5 protein-coding genes are annotated in these 15,120 nt (G+C 48.2%); 2 read left to right on the top strand and 3 right to left on the bottom strand.

The window, feature by feature from the left end:
• Positions 1-53: 53 nt before the first annotated feature.
• Positions 54-3,767 (top strand): DUF4116 domain-containing protein, encoded by a 3,714-nt coding sequence (locus ACO6VG_RS17900; RefSeq protein WP_422475002.1) that lies wholly within the window; start codon positions 54-56, stop codon positions 3,765-3,767.
• Positions 3,768-3,843: 76 nt separating this feature from the next.
• Here ACO6VG_RS17900 and ACO6VG_RS17895 read toward each other — a convergent pair whose 3' ends face one another.
• Positions 3,844-6,963, bottom strand: a complete 3,120-nt coding sequence (locus ACO6VG_RS17895) for a hypothetical protein (RefSeq protein WP_422475000.1) — start codon at positions 6,961-6,963, stop codon at positions 3,844-3,846.
• A 338-nt stretch (positions 6,964-7,301) separates the two neighbouring features.
• Between ACO6VG_RS17895 and ACO6VG_RS17890 the strand changes: the two genes are divergently transcribed.
• Positions 7,302-11,009 carry a DUF4116 domain-containing protein gene (locus tag ACO6VG_RS17890; protein WP_422474998.1) on the top strand — a complete coding sequence of 1,236 codons (3,708 nt, stop codon included), beginning with the start codon at positions 7,302-7,304 and terminating at the stop codon, positions 11,007-11,009.
• 102 nt (positions 11,010-11,111) lie between these two features.
• On the opposite strand, the gene ACO6VG_RS17885 is transcribed toward ACO6VG_RS17890, so the two are convergent.
• Positions 11,112-11,633, bottom strand: coding sequence for a hypothetical protein (locus tag ACO6VG_RS17885; RefSeq protein WP_422409002.1), 522 nt, complete (start codon positions 11,631-11,633; stop codon positions 11,112-11,114).
• A gap of 301 nt (positions 11,634-11,934) precedes the next feature.
• Positions 11,935-15,054 carry a hypothetical protein gene (locus ACO6VG_RS17880; protein WP_422409004.1) on the bottom strand — a complete coding sequence of 1,040 codons (3,120 nt, stop codon included), beginning with the start codon at positions 15,052-15,054 and terminating at the stop codon, positions 11,935-11,937.
• Between the last annotated feature and the right edge of the window lie 66 nt (positions 15,055-15,120).

The following is a 15,120-nucleotide window of genomic DNA, read 5'->3' as shown; positions in this document are numbered from 1 at the left end:
AAAAGTAAGGGTCTTATTTCAAAGAAATCAAGGAAATCCAGGAAATCAAGGCTATGGAGAGTATTCAACCCACAAAATCAGGTCCGGCTGAGGACAAATCTGCCCGGTTATCGGGTGATCAGGCAGCGTACGCACTCAACCGTTCTGTCACTCCTTACGATCAAGAGAGCCCTTCTCGCAAGCAGCTGCAGTTAATGAAGGTTTATCCAGGTAAAGCTTTCCCGTCTTTTACTCCGCTACCCGCTCGTGGTGTCGAACATCCGGTTACGAAAAATAGCAAGCCTGCCAACCATGACTTGCCACCTGACATTTCTACTCTCATCACAGACGAGCAAATCCGATCCTCTTTTGGCGGCAAAGGATTGTTTCTGCAGCGTATGCAGCAGGCCGGTATCCCGGTTCCACCCTTCACTGTGGTTGACACAACCCTGGTCGCCAGACTGGAGCAACAGTCTTTCCCAGCAAAATGCCTGTTGCCCTTTTTGCCAGATATTGACTCGCGGGGTCAGGAATCATTCAGTCTGGAACAATTGCGCAGGACTGTTACCGAACTCCCCCATCTGCAACAATCAGAATGGCTCAAGGGGTTATCCGGGTTTATTGCCAGTGAGGATTTCTATCAACTCGTCAAAAATATCAGTGCTGCCCGGGATATTCGCCATTGCTTCTTCAGGCTCCGGCAACAAGCCGGGGAAGCCTGCATCGTCCGCAGTTCCGGCGTCGATGAAGACCGCTTCGGCAACGCCCAGGCCGGTCGCTATGATTCCCGGGTTCATGGTGGCGGCGATATCCTGAAAACCTGCCTGCAAGTCCTGTCCTCCGCCTACCGACCTGAAGTCTGTCCAAACGGACAGGTAAAACCCATGGCGCTGGTCCTGCAGGAGTGTATTCATTGTCAGCTGGGGGGTGTAGTGATCAGCCACTCAACGTTACAGGACGATACCATTCAGGTGGAATTTGCACCAGGTCAACCCCGGGGGGCGGTCTCCGGAAATACAGGTATCCAACCCCATCGCTATACGATCAGGCGCAGTCATGACGAAAACAGTCAACCGGATCGGCAATTTACCGCTGGAGACGTTACCACTCAGTTTGTTCTGGAAAAAATCACCGGTGAAGAGACCGGCGAAGCAGGTTATATCGAACAAAGCACGACGGCATCCCCGGATGCAAAAGACATCATGCTCTCTGACGAGATATTGCAAAAACTGCAGCAATACACAGAACAGCTGGAAGATATGTTCTGTTGCCCGGTCGATATTGAGTTCGGCGTGGATGGCGATCAGCAACTCTACGTGTTCCAGTGCCGACCAGTGACCCAGCTGCCGGGCAGTACCCGTTTCTCTGCACCTGTGCCAACCCTGCCACTGGCTGAAGGAATCATGGTCAGTGAAGGTTGCTGCAGTGGTGTAGCCATGGCGGTCACCGAACCGGTCAAGGCAGAACAGATTCCGCCCGGAACCCTTCTGTTTGCCAATCACGCCAGTGACTGGATGCTGGCACCCGATATTTTAAAACGTCTGGGCGGCTGCGTGTTCAACCAGGGGGGAACCAACGATCATGTTGCCATCACCCTGCGCCAGGCGGGTATACCCTGTCTGTTGGCTGGTTCTCAGTATCCTGAGGCATTAAGACAGAGCAGCGGACAACAGGTAACACTGGTGGCAGGGAGTTTTGCCGACAGCCCCGGAGCCTGTTTGCTAAACGGCGACCAGTCTGCCTTCTGGCAGGCCCATAGCACCAGTTCCAGACAGGATATCATCAGCTCACCCGCAACCGGTGCTGCTGAGCCACCGAACTTCAACCGAGTCGACGAAGGTTTTGACTGGCTGAATCGCCAAAATACCCGGTTGCTGGACTATTTTCACCCTGACCGGTTAGCAGGCTTCTGCCTTGGCCCGGGGCGAAGTAAGGCCGTCAGCATGTCAGCAAACCGATCGAAACTATTAAAACAGCTTGGCATCGAGATTCAGCAGCTACAAGAGGATTTACAACGGTTTGTATCCGGTTATCAGAACTTTTTAACGCTGGCCACAGCGTCTGAATCGAATGCAATAGCAGCCGAAGTCCAACCCTTTACCGAGGAACTCTCATCCCTTGAAACACAAAGCAATTGCCTGAAAGATGCCATTGCTAACCTGCGCTCAAAAGTGGTCATACCGCTGACCAGCGACCAGGAAGTACCGGACCAGTCTGCGAATTTCAGACAGTGGCTGAGAGATTGCCAGGCCTTGCTGGATAAATTGCAAAAACTGAACCAGCCAGAAGAAGTGCGCGATATCCGCTCTGCCCACGACCTGATTTACTGGCTTCATCAGCGATTTGTTAGCGCTCTCGCCCCGGTGGCAGCAGCATCAGGGCAGGGACAAATCACCAAAATCACAGAAAATAGAACACTGATTGACATACTCCCCCAAGGAGTTCCCGGACTATTAAACGACAATTGCCTTTTTGTACTGAGAAGACTTGGCATAGTAAAGCTACGCATGCTTAATATGGTGGATGCCGCTTTTATTAATGCAACCCTCGGAGTGCACATCTGCACCATAGCAATGCTGGAACAGGCCGAGGGAGGTAAGGGCCGTACACTTCGGCTCGACATCTCTGATCGTTTTTCCCAAGACGAGGAAAAAAAACACCTACAGGGCAAATTGAAACGTTTCTGGCTTTTGGTCCAGACACTACGTTGTGCATCAATTGATAAAAGTTCACGACCAATGGCGATCAGTTTCAATCAAAACGCGGGGAAAATGATCATAGAATACACCCAGGTTGATACCACCTTAGCGTTACAGAATGGCTTTGTGAAATTGATCACTGTCCTGAGAGGACTGCCCTCGATGGATATATCAATCAACAATTTTAATCGCGGAAATAATACCGATAAGTGGTATTTTGAAACACTGGTTAAAAAGTGCCAAAACGGGTTGAACGACGACCTGAATAGCTGGATATTCAAACATTGCCTGGTATTGGATGTCATCAAAAGCCGCCATATACCCTCATACTACTATGACTTTGCGTTCCTTGATTTTCTGGACGGCGAATACAGGTTCTTCCATGAAATGGTCCAACAAGTTGATGATTTTCTTAACACAACTCAAGGCCCGGATAGAAGTTCAAATCTTCGTCAAATCCTGACCGCTGCTACCGGACACCTTCAGCCGAATTATGCTGCAAGAATAACAAAAGAACTGCTAGCTCACATGGCCATTGAAACCCACTCTCCAAAGATTTTTATTTTACTCCTGCGTGAGAACTTTGATATAGATCACGACAGGAATCTGGTGCTTTTCCTGGTGCAACAAAACCCAAATGTATTCAGATATATCTCCGACGAATTCAAGGATGATATTGAAATAGCCAAATCTGCAATAGGACAGCAAGGGCTGTCATTAAAATATGCCAGCGCTCGTTTCAAAAAGGATAGAGTGCTGGTAATGCTTGCCATTAAAAGTGATGGCTGTGCACTAAAGTATGCCGGTACGGATCTCAAAAATGACCCTGATGTGGTTATGGCGGCTACCAGAAGGCATTTTGATGCCTTTCACTATGCCGGGCAGACAGTAAAAAACAATAAAACCCTCTTGAGAATACTCATTGAAGAAAACCCTAAGGTCATGGACTTTGCTCCTGAGTCCCTTAAAAACGACAAGGACTTTGTTCTGCCACTGCTCTCAAGGGATGTCCGCATTTACGAATACCTTGGCGAGGAACTGAAATCTGATCCGGATATTCAGGCTGCAGCCCGGAACCAGGACGCTTGATTCAGGCAATAGAGCAATAGGCACAACTTATGAGGCTGGCTGTGCCTATTCCAGCCAGCCTTGTTGCGTCTTCGCTTCATTCCTTATACGGCAAAACACTAACATCACGATCAGGAACAACCTTCACGGGCACCCGCATTTCCTGCAGCTTTACCTTACCTTTCTTGTCATATCCCCTGAAACGTTTCTCATTAACCACCGCAAATCCTCTTTTCTCAAGCGCTCTTTTTGCCTTACGTGATTTCAGGGTTTCCTGGGTTAATGTGCCGAGGCTCATGAGTATCCCTTTGGATTGCAGTCGTTGCACCTCCTGAACGATGGCCTCTTGTGTTTCAGTGCTCAGTAATCTGAAGCCATGGCGACACTGCATCTTTTCCAGACGGGTCATTCTTTCAGGCACCCTGACTTGTCTGAGATCATGAAAACTGTTGTGGATGCCACGGGTAATCCCCTTTTTCTGGTCAGTCTTGCACTCTGTATGGTCAGGGCTGGAACAGGTGTTAATGCCTGCACGGCTGGCAATATAGCGCCGGACGTTATCATCCAGGTATTTTTCCATGTTCTGCAGAGGCAGGGGCGTGTGTTCAAATTTATCGGTGATAGCGGTCCTGTCAGGCTGGAGCTGGAAAGTTTGAACATAGGGAACCGTCCGCAGGTCTTTGCTGTCACTGCCAGTGACTTGTAGCAGATCAGCAGCACCGTGCATGGCGGCTTCCAGTTGCTGTTGCAAGTCCGGTTTCAGGGCAGGACCATGGGTGAAATTCCGGGTCAGTTGCGACGGCAGATCCAGACGCGATGGGTCAAACTGTCTGGGCTTTTGTCGGTCTTTGAAGAGTCCCGGGAACGAGGCATCAACCCCGCTGAATCGGATAAAGTCCATGCGGTCGGCAAAGCGCAATACATGCAGATAACCGCGAACCTGTGTGGACAGATTCTGGTCGCTCTTACCCTGTAGGTCGTCTTCCTTGCGGGCCAGTGCTTCGGCAATATCATTCAGCTGATGTTGTGGGTACTGCCCCTTCAGATCCCGCTTGAAATAGGAAGCCGCCCTGTCTTCTTCATCCTCTTTGGGGACATCTTCTGCAGCGGCATCATGATAGATGATCGCCAACGACAACAGGTTCTTTTCAGATTCAGAGAAACGCATCAGATCGGATTTCTCCAGCAACTCGATGTACCACAACAGATTGTTCCGGGCCCGCAATACATGACTGCAGTTGTGATCAGGCTTCCATACCCCGGGCAATGTGTCACTGCCAAGGCATTGGATGACTCGCTCAGGACCGGGGCGACGGTAATAATGCTGCAGTATTTTCAAAATGGTCTCTTCGTTATCCCTGGCATTGGGCAAAACCGGTGGAACGCTGAAGGCGTCAACGAGAAATTGCAACTCCTCTGGTTGCGTCAGGGAGGCAGGTTGGGCAGATCGACAGTCGCTGAGGCCGAGGGACTTTTGCAGTTCGACTATTTGTTGTTGCTCTGCTTTGACTTTTTCTGGCCATTGCTGGTAAAAGGGCTGTTTATCTCGGCATTTCCAGAGTGCTTTAATCCAGATGATATAGTCATCTGCACTCAGCTTTCCCAAGGATTCTTTGATGCCTTTAGGGCCGGTGTCAGCTATTTCTTTTCTCACGGCGCTTAATGTTTGCTCATTGGGCTTGCCAAAATGAAACAGTGCTAACAAATAATTCCTAAGTTGGTTAAAGGGATGATGTCCCTCAAAAGGTCGTTGAAGGACAAGGTAAAACGCTTCCTGCAGTTGTGCTGAACTGAGTCTCAGACAACGCTGATGAAACTCCAGCATCACAGCCGGATCATTGCAAGATGGGTGGCAAAGTATCATAGACCGTAAATCAATACCCTTGTAGGATAATCCCAACGCCTTCAGATGGCGGCAAAGCCTTATTGAATAAAAATCCTGTAGAATGTTGTTGGCGGTTTTCTCATTAACAGACACTCCGCATTTGGCCAGATCAGTGGCTAATTGGACAAAAATAGCTTCCTGTTTAGCTGTCCAGCTCATACACTGGTCTTCGTCAGCTGCTGTCTCTCTGTGAAGATGGTCGTAAAGACATAATTCGCCTGCTGATTCGATCAACACATCAAATAGTGTTTGGTATTCTCCTTCGTAAAATACTTTCTTTTGTACAGGGAAACCCTGGTCTATTAATTTCCGTAAGCGTTGATGAGTGGAGGAATCCGGGTTCGTTACCAGTTTCATAATGTCCTCAACCTGAACCGGATGCCGCTGTGTTGGCAGATACTGTTGATTCAGAATTTCTGCTTTTAACGGCAATGGCAGAAGATTCAATAACATCATCAAGATCTCTTCAGAAATGTTATGGGATATCGCAAAATTTCTGAGCCTGGCTTCATTAAGCGTTAACAGATGATCACTGGGGAGTTCATCCTCAAAATAAACCTCTGCAGAACCGCCTTGCCTGGAAAACACCAGCCAGGGCAATGGGTCTATGCCTAAAGCCTCCTCTAATTGGTGTTTATCCTGCAAATGATCGGTAATACTTTTGGCAATGTTCTCTTTGATCGTGAAAAAACACTTGATGTGTGATTTTGTATAGCCGGTGGTTAGCCATTCTGCAGGGTTTCTTAACTTTTCATTATCTTTTTCCCTGAATTCGGGCGCTTTGAATGTGCCGTTCGGTCGCAGTTCACCTGACGTAGACTTCCTGTATACACTACAGAGCCGGTCAGCTTGCTCGAGCTTTTTCAATCTCAGTGAACTGTGGTCAGGGAGGCATTTAGTAGAAAGTTCATCCGGCTTTAAACCCCTGAACTGTAAATGAGCTGTAACAGCATGATTTTTATAAGCAGCGAGCGTATCGGGTTTTAGAATGCCAACTGTGACATCTTTCGTTGGGGGTAATAAAGAAGGCACATCTTCGATAATCAGGTTGACCGGTCTTGGTGCTTTTGGATACTCGTCGTTATGGTCATGATAAACCGACTCTTTTTCGAATCTTGTATAACATGATTCCGAGTCGCACGCCCGAATCTGTCGAGCCCCCAAAGTGCCGACCTTCAGGGCTGCGTGCAATTCCTGTCTTAGCTGCTCTCTGCTACCCGGGGACAGGCAGTGTGCAGTGTTTGAATTTTTGCCAGATTGCGCCGAACAACTCTCAGGATTCGTAAACGATACTGTCGAGAGTGGATTTCCTGTTGTTGGTAATGAATCCATATCAATAACCCCTGGAGTAATTGCAAAATCATTGTGATGTCCGGATTAGAATTACCCCACTCGTATTGCCACCCTGATGTTCCTGAAGCAAGGAAGCGTTAAACATAGAGATAAACCCGACGTCATTCCTGAGCCGCTGGTGAGTCACTGCTGACGATGAATACCTGACTTCATCGGGATGATGGTGTTGGTATTAAGGTTCTTTTAAAAACGGCACTATAGTTTCTGACTTTTTTACATCAAAAAAGTTCCTGCAGCTTAAACCCGGACTGACGATTAGTTGAAACTTTTTTCAAAAACACCGGTCAGATGTGAGAAGAATTATAGAGATCACAGTCATGGAAAAGGCTCAACCAACAACACCAGGCTTAACTTCACTGAAACCTGCCCGTAAGCCAGACTGCAACAGAGCATCTGCATTCGCTCGTTCTGTTATTTCTGCCAGGCAAGACTCTCCTCCTGACATGGGGCACTGGACGGATAATTCAGACAAAACGCTTCTCTCTTGTCCTCAACTACCTGCTCGTAATATCAAACTTCCGAATACGGATAACCACAGACCTACCGGCCATGACTTGCAGCTTGACACCTTGTCAGTCACCGATGACAGGCAAACCCGGGCCTTTATGGGCGGCAAGGGACTGTTTCTGCAGCGTATGCAGCAGGCCAGTATCCCGGTTCCACCCTTTACTGTGGTTGACACAACCCTGGTCGCCAGGCTGGAGCAACAGCCTTTCCCCGCAAAATGCCTGTTGCACTTTTTGCCAGATATTGACACCCGGAGCCAGGAATCTTTCAGCCTGGAACAATTGCGCACAATCATTAGCGAACTCCCCCATCCGCAACAATCAGAATGGCTGAAGGGGTTATCCGGATTTATTGCCAGTGAGGACTTCTATCAACAGGTCAAATATGTCAGTGCTGCCGAGGATATTCGTCATCGCTACTTCATGCTTCAGCAACAAGCCAGCGAAGCCTGCATCGTTCGCAGTTCCGGTGTCGATGAAGACCGCTTCGGCAACGCCCAGGCCGGTCGCTATGATTCCCGGGTTCATGGTGGCGGCGATATCCTGAAAACCTGCCTGCAAGTCCTGTCCTCCGCCTACCGGCCTGAAGTCTGTCCAAACGGACAGGTAAAACCCATGGCGCTGGTCATGCAGGAGTGCATTCATTGCCAGCTGGGGGGCGTAGTGATCAGCCACTCAACCTTACAGGACGATACCATTCAGGTGGAATTTGCTCCGGGTCAACCCCGGGGGGCGGTCTCCGGACGTACAGGCATCTGCCCTCATCGCTTCAGGATCAGGCGCAATGATGACGAAAACAGTCAACCGGATCGGCAATTTACCGCTGGAGACGTTACCACACAGTTTGTTCTGGAAAAAATCACCGACGAAGAGACCGATGAAACGGGTTATATCGAACAGAGCACCACGGCAACCACCGATGCAAAAGACATCATGCTTTCTGACAAGATATTGCAAAAACTGCAGGAATACACAGAACAGTTGGAAGATATGTTCTGTTGCCCGATGGATATTGAGTTCGGCGTGTCTATGTTAGGGCAATTGTACCTGTTCCAGTGTCGGCCAGTGACCCAGCTGCCGGGCAGTACCCGTTTCTCTGAACCAGCACCAGCCGTGTCGATGGCTGAAGGCATCATGGTCAGTGAAGGTTGCTGCAGTGGTTTGGCCCTGGCGGTCAACGAACCGGTCAACGCAGAACAGATCCCGTCCGGAACCCTTCTTTTTGCCAATCACGCCAGTGACTGGATGCTGGCACCCGATATTTTAAAACGTCTGGGCGGCTGTGTGTTCAAACAAGGGGGAACCAACGATCATGTTGCCATCACCCTGCGTCAGGCGGGTATACCCTGTCTGTTGGCTGGTTGTCAGTATTCTGAGGCATTAAGACAGAGCAGCGGACAACAGGTAACACTGGTGGCAGGCAGTTTTGCCGGCAGCCCCGGAGCCTGTTTGCTGACCGGCGACCAGTCTGCCTTCTGGCAGGCCAATAGCACCACTTCCGGTCAGGATATCGTCAGCTTACCCGCAAGCAGTCCTGCAGAACCACCCGAGTTCACCAGAGTCGATGAAGGTTTTGGCTGGCTGAATCGCCAGAATGACCGGTTGCTGGACTACTTTCGCGCTGACCGGTTACTTAGCCATTGCCTTGGACCAGGACGAAGCAAGGCAATCAGCATGTCAGCAAACCGATCGGATCTGTTATCACAACTTGGCAGGGAGATTCATCTTCTGCAGGGCGATCTGCAACAATTTTTATCCGGTTATCGGCGTTATTTAGATCTGGCCGTCGGGTCTGAAGCGGTTGCTATACCCTCCAAAATCCAGCCCTTTACCGATGAACTCCCGTACCTTGAAACACAATTGATAGACCTGGAGGATGCCATTGATGACCTTTACACAGAAGTGGTCACGCCGCTGGCTGGCAATGAAGAATTGCCCTCCCGGCGGACGGATTTCGGACAATGGCTGAGAGATTGCCAGACCTTGTTGGATACATTGCAAAAACTGAACCAGCCCAGTTATGAATGCGAAATCTGTACTGTCCACGACCTGATCTACTGGCTTCATCAGCAATTTGTCAACGCTCTCGCGCCGGTGGCTGGCGCATCCGGCCAGGGAAAAATTACCGAAGTTGAAGAAGACAAAACGCTGGTTGAGATACTCCCCCGGGGAGTTTCCGGACTATTAGACGACAATTGCATCTCGGTACTGGGCAAGCCTAGTTTATTTGAACTAAGCGTGCTGAATATGGTGGATGCCGCCTTTGTTAATGCAACTCTGGGAGTGCACATCTGTACCATAACCATGCTGGAACAGGCCGAGGGAGGCAAGGGCCGAACACTCCGCCTCAACATCTCAGATGATTTTTCCCAAGACAAGAAAAACGAGCACTTACAGGGTAAATTGAAGCGTTTCTGGTTTTTGGTCCAGACACTGCGTTGCGCATCATTAGATAAAAGTTCACGGCCAATGGCGATCAGCTTCAATCAAAGCGCGGGAAAAATGACCATAGAGTATACCCGGTTTGATTCCACACCAGCATTACAGAAGGCCTTTGTGGAATTGGTGAACATTCTGTCCGGGCTCACCTCCATGGATATATCAATCAACCAATTTAATTTCAGTAAAAATAACGACAAATGGTATTTTGAAACGCTGGTTAAAAGGTGTCAAAACGGGCTGGACGAACCTTTAAATAACTGGACGTTCAAACATTGCCTGGTATTGGATGCAATCAATGACAGGGAGGCAGATTATTGGAATCATGAATATACTTTCCTCGATTATCTGGATAGCGAATACAAGCTGTTTTTTGATATGGCCAGTAAAGCTTGTCATTTTATTGAGGCAACTGAAGATCCGAATAGAAATTCAGAACTTCGCCAAATATTTAATGCTGATACCAAACACCTTGAGCCGAATGATGCTGCAAGAATAATAAAGGAACTGCTCTGTAGCATGGCCATTGCAAGCGAATGGCAGGGGCGGGAAGCTTGCATTGAACTGCTGCGAGAGGACTTTGATTTAGATCATGACAGGGATCTGGTACTTTCGCTGGTTCAGCAAAGCCCGGAAATATTTAGTTTGATCGCCGACCTGTTTAAAGATGATACTGACATAGCGAAATCTGCCATAGAGCAGCAAGGAGATTTGTTAGCTTATGCCAGTGAACGTCTCAGAAATGACAAGTCGCTGGTAAAGCTTGCCATCAATAATTATGCGGATGCACTCAAATATGCCAGCACGGATCTCAGGAATGACCCGCAAGTGGTTTTGTTGGCTACCAGAAGCTATTTTCCTGCCTTTTACTATGCCGGACAGACAGCAAAAAACAACAAAGTCCTGTTGAGGACAATCATTGAGGAAAATCCTTTAGCCATGTTCTATGTCGCTGATTCCCTTAAAAATGACAAGGATTTTGTCCTGCCTCTGCTCTCACGAGTTCCCCAAATCTACGAATACCTTAGCGACAAACTGAAATCTGATCCGGATATTCAGTCTGCAGCTGAAAGGATGTAGTGGAATGGGTGACCATTCTGTCAGGTCTGACCTCCGTGGATATATAAATCAACCCATTTAATCCCAGTGAAAATACTGACAAATAGTATTTTGAAACGCTGATTAAACCGATGAAATTACTTCACTTTGGCGAAGGCGCTCGTAATGCTCAGATTCATCATATGAGGGTGGAGCATTCGTTCTGTTTTCATCCCGGGGGATGCTTGAACGCTGGTTTGCGCGTCGCTCTTGCTGAATATTAAGTGCTTCTTCAAGATCTCGTAATCGCTGACACTCTCTAGTAAAGGCTGCCTCGGCCAGAAAACCTGATTGCCCGCCAAGAATGAACCCGGTTGCCGCAGCACCCGCAAGCCCCAGAGGATGAAGTGACATTAGTTGCCCGGCAGCCAAACAGCAAACGATACCGGTAGAAATACCGATTGTCCTCATTAGTAAGCCCGGACCAAACCTTATTTCGACAGGATCATTATATTTCCAATCACGGGCATCCCAGAGGAAGTTTTCGGTGAGTGATTTTTTTACGGTCAGCCGCAGAAACCTGCCAACATTTGAATCCGTGCTTGAATCTGTTTGTGTGCCTCGGTCAATTGTTTGATGACTCGGTGCTTGAGTGTTTACATTCATAGTAAGGTACGTCCTGTTTCAAAATTATAAATCGTCCAAATTATCTTACCCTCACAGAGAATAAGTTTTACCGACACTTGTGATCATATATTTCACAAAATATTCAGCGAATATTTGTAGTATCAAGTAATCTGACAACGGAATTAAGCTGATTTCTTTAATCCCTGCGGCTTTAGACAGTGCCACTACAAAATAATTCCATTAATCATTTATCATTTCTAAACAGTCCGCATTCAAACCTGCCTGCAAGGTGTCAGTTTGTTGCGATTTTGCCTCGTCTCTTTATGAGGGCTGGCTGTATCTATTCCAGCCAGCCTTGTTGCTTGTTCGCTTCATTACGATCAGGCGGAACCTTCACAGGCACCAGCATTTCCTGCAGGTGTACTTTACCTTTCTCGTCATATCCCCTGAAGCGTTTCTCATTAACCACCGCAAATCCTCTTTGCTCAAGCGATCTTTTCGCCAGGGGTGATTTCAGGGTTTCCTGGGTTAATGTGCCGAGGCTCATGAGTATCCCTTCGGATTGCAGTCGTTGCACCTCCTGAACGATGGCCTCTTGTGTTTCAGTACTCAGTAATCTGAAACCGTGGCGACATTGCATTTTTTCCAGACGGGTCATTCTTTCAGGCACTCTGACTTGTCTGAGATCATGGAAACTGTTGTGGATGCCACGGGTAATCCCCTTTTGCTGGTCCGTTTTGCACTCTGTATGGTCAGGGCTGGAACAGGTGTTAATGCCTGCACGGCTGGCAATATAGCGCCGGACGTTATCATCCAGGTATTTTTCCATGTTCTGCAGAGGCAGGGGCGTCTGTTCAAATTTATCGGTGATAGCGGTCCTGTCAGGCTGGAGCCGGAAAGTTTGAACATAAGAAAGCGTCCGGAGGTCTTCATGATCACTGCCAGTGACCTGTAGCAGATCAGCAGCACCGTGCATGGCGGCTTCCAGTTGCTGTTGCAAGTCCGGTTTCAGGGCAGGATCAAGGCTGAAATTCCGGGTCAGTTGCGACGGCAGATCCAGGCGCGATGGGTCAAACTGCCAGAACTTCTGTCGTCCTGTCAAGAACCCCGGGAACGAGGCATCAACCCCGGTGAATCGGATAAAGTCCATGCGGTCAGCAAAGCGCAGTACATGCAGATAACCGCGAACCCGTGTGGAAATATTCTGGTCACTCTTACCCTCTACGTCATCTTCCTTGCGGGCCAGTGCTTCGGCAATATCATCCAGCTGATGTTGTGGGTACTGCCCCTTCAGATCCCGCTTGAAATAGCTGGCCGCCCTTTCTTCTTCATCCTCTTTGGGGACATTTTCTGCAGCGGCATCATGATAGATGATTGCCAATGACAACAGGTTCTTTTCAGGTTCAGAGAAATGCATCAGATCGAATTTCTCCAGCAACTCGATATACCACATCAGATTGTTCCGGGCCCGCAATACATGACTGCAGTTGTGATCAGGCTTCCATACCCCGGGCAATGTGTCACTGCCAAGGCATTGGATGACTCGCTCCGGTCCGGGACGTCGGTAATAATGCTGCAGTATTTTCAGAATGGTCTCCTCGTTATCCCTGGCATTGGGCAAAACCGGTGGTACGCCGAAGGCGTCGACGAGAAATTGCAACGCCTCTGGTTGCGTCAGGGAGGCGGATTGGACAGATCGACAGTCGGTGAGGCCGAGGGACTTTTGCAGTTTGACTATTTGTTGCTGCTCTGTTTTGACTTTTTCTGGCCATTGCCGGTAAAAGGACTCTTGATCTCGCCGCTCCCAGAGTGCTTTAACCCAGTGGATATAATCATCTGTGCTTAGCGTTCCCAGGGATTTTTTAATGCCGTTAGCGCTGGTGTCTGCTATTTTTTTTCTGATGGCGCTTAATGTTTGCTCATTGGGCTTGCCAAAATGAAACAACGCTAGTAAATATTTCTTAAGTTGTTTACAGGGATGATGTCCCTCAAAAGGTCTTCGAAGGACAAGGTGAAACGCTTCCTGCAGTTGTGCTGAGCTGAGTCTCTGGCAACGTTGATGAAACTCCAGCATCACAGCCGGATCGGTGATAGAGTCGTGATCAATCATTAAAGACCATAAATCTGTACCCTGGTAGGATACTCCCAATGCCTTCAAGTGGCAGAAAAGTCTTTTTGAATAAAATTCCTCTAAAAGCCTATTGGCGGTTTTCTCAGTAACAGGCACTCCGCATCTGGCCAGATCAGTGGATAATTGGATAAGGATATCTTCCTGATAATCTGCCCAGCTCAGGCACTGGAATTCGTCATTACCCGTCATTCTGTAAAGCTTATCGTTCCGCCAAGATACGGTTGCTGACTTGATCAATAAATCAAATATTGTTTGGTATTCTCCCCGGTAAAGTACTTTTTTTTGAACAGGGAAACCCTGGTCTATTAACTCCCGTAAGCGTTCACGAGTGAAGCAATCCGGATTCGTTACCAGTTTTATAATGTCCTGAGTTCGAAACTGCACCGTTGGCAGATGCTGTTGATTCAGGATTTCTGCTTTTAACGGCATTGGCAGAAGATTCAATAACCTCTTCAGGATCTCTTCAGAAATGTTATGGGATATCGCAAAATTACCAAGCTTGGTTTCATTAAGCGTTAACAGCTGATCACGGTGGAGTTCATCCTCAAAATAAACTTCTGCAGAACCGCCTTGCCGGGAATAAACCAGCCAGGGCAATGGGTCTATGCCAAAAGCCTCTTCTAATTGGTGTTTATCCTGCAAATGATCGCTAACACCTTTGGCAATGTTCTCTTTTACAGTCAGAAAACACTTGATTTGTGATTTTGTATACCCGGTGGTGAGCCATTCTGCAGGGCGTCTTAACTTTTCATTATCTTTTTCCCTGAATTCGGGCGGTTTGAATGTGCCGTTCGGCCGCAGTTCACCTGACGTAGATTCCCTATAGACACTACAGAGCCGGTCAGCTTGCTCGAGCTTTTTCAATCGCAGTGAACTGTGGTCAGGTAGGCATTTAGTAGACAGTTCATCTGGTTTTAACGTATTTTCCTCTAAAGAAAATGTGCCGGCATGATCTTTATAAGCAGCGAGCGTATCGGGTTTTAGAATGCCGACTATGACATCGTTTGGTCTTACTAACATCGAGGGTACGTCTTCGATAATCAGGTTGACAGGTCTTGGTGCTTTAGGAAGCTCGTCGTTATGGTCAAGATAAACCGACTCTCTTTCGAATCTTGTAAAACATGATTCCGAGTCGCACACCTCAATCTGTCGAGCACCGAAAGTGCCTGCCTTCAGAGCTGCCCGCAATTCCTGTCTTAGCTGCTCTTTACTACCCGGGGACAGGCAATGTGCAGTGTTTGAATTTTTGCCAGATTGCGCCGAACAACTCTCAGGGTTCGTAAACGATACTGTCGAGAGTGAATTTCCTGTTGTTGGTAATGAATCCATATCAATAATCCTTAGAGTCATTGGAAAGCCATTGTGATGTCCGGATTAGAATTACCTCACTCGTAT

This window comes from Endozoicomonas sp. ALB032 (assembly GCF_049310125.1).
In the GTDB taxonomy this organism is placed as follows: Bacteria; Pseudomonadota; Gammaproteobacteria; order Pseudomonadales; family Endozoicomonadaceae; genus Endozoicomonas_A.
The sequence above is the reverse complement of the archived record's forward strand: the minus strand, read 5'-3'. Positions and strand labels throughout refer to the sequence as shown.

What these genes read in the sequence shown, in the direction of transcription:
- ACO6VG_RS17900 (WP_422475002.1), top strand. Translation starts at nt 54, where the DNA reads ATGGAGAGTATTCAACCCACAAAATCAGGTCCGGCTGAGGACAAATCT.
- ACO6VG_RS17895 (WP_422475000.1), bottom strand. Translation starts at nt 6,963, where the DNA reads ATGGATTCATTACCAACAACAGGAAATCCACTCTCGACAGTATCGTTT.
- ACO6VG_RS17890 (WP_422474998.1), top strand. Translation starts at nt 7,302, where the DNA reads ATGGAAAAGGCTCAACCAACAACACCAGGCTTAACTTCACTGAAACCT.
- ACO6VG_RS17885 (WP_422409002.1), bottom strand. Translation starts at nt 11,633, where the DNA reads ATGAATGTAAACACTCAAGCACCGAGTCATCAAACAATTGACCGAGGC.
- ACO6VG_RS17880 (WP_422409004.1), bottom strand. Translation starts at nt 15,054, where the DNA reads ATGGATTCATTACCAACAACAGGAAATTCACTCTCGACAGTATCGTTT.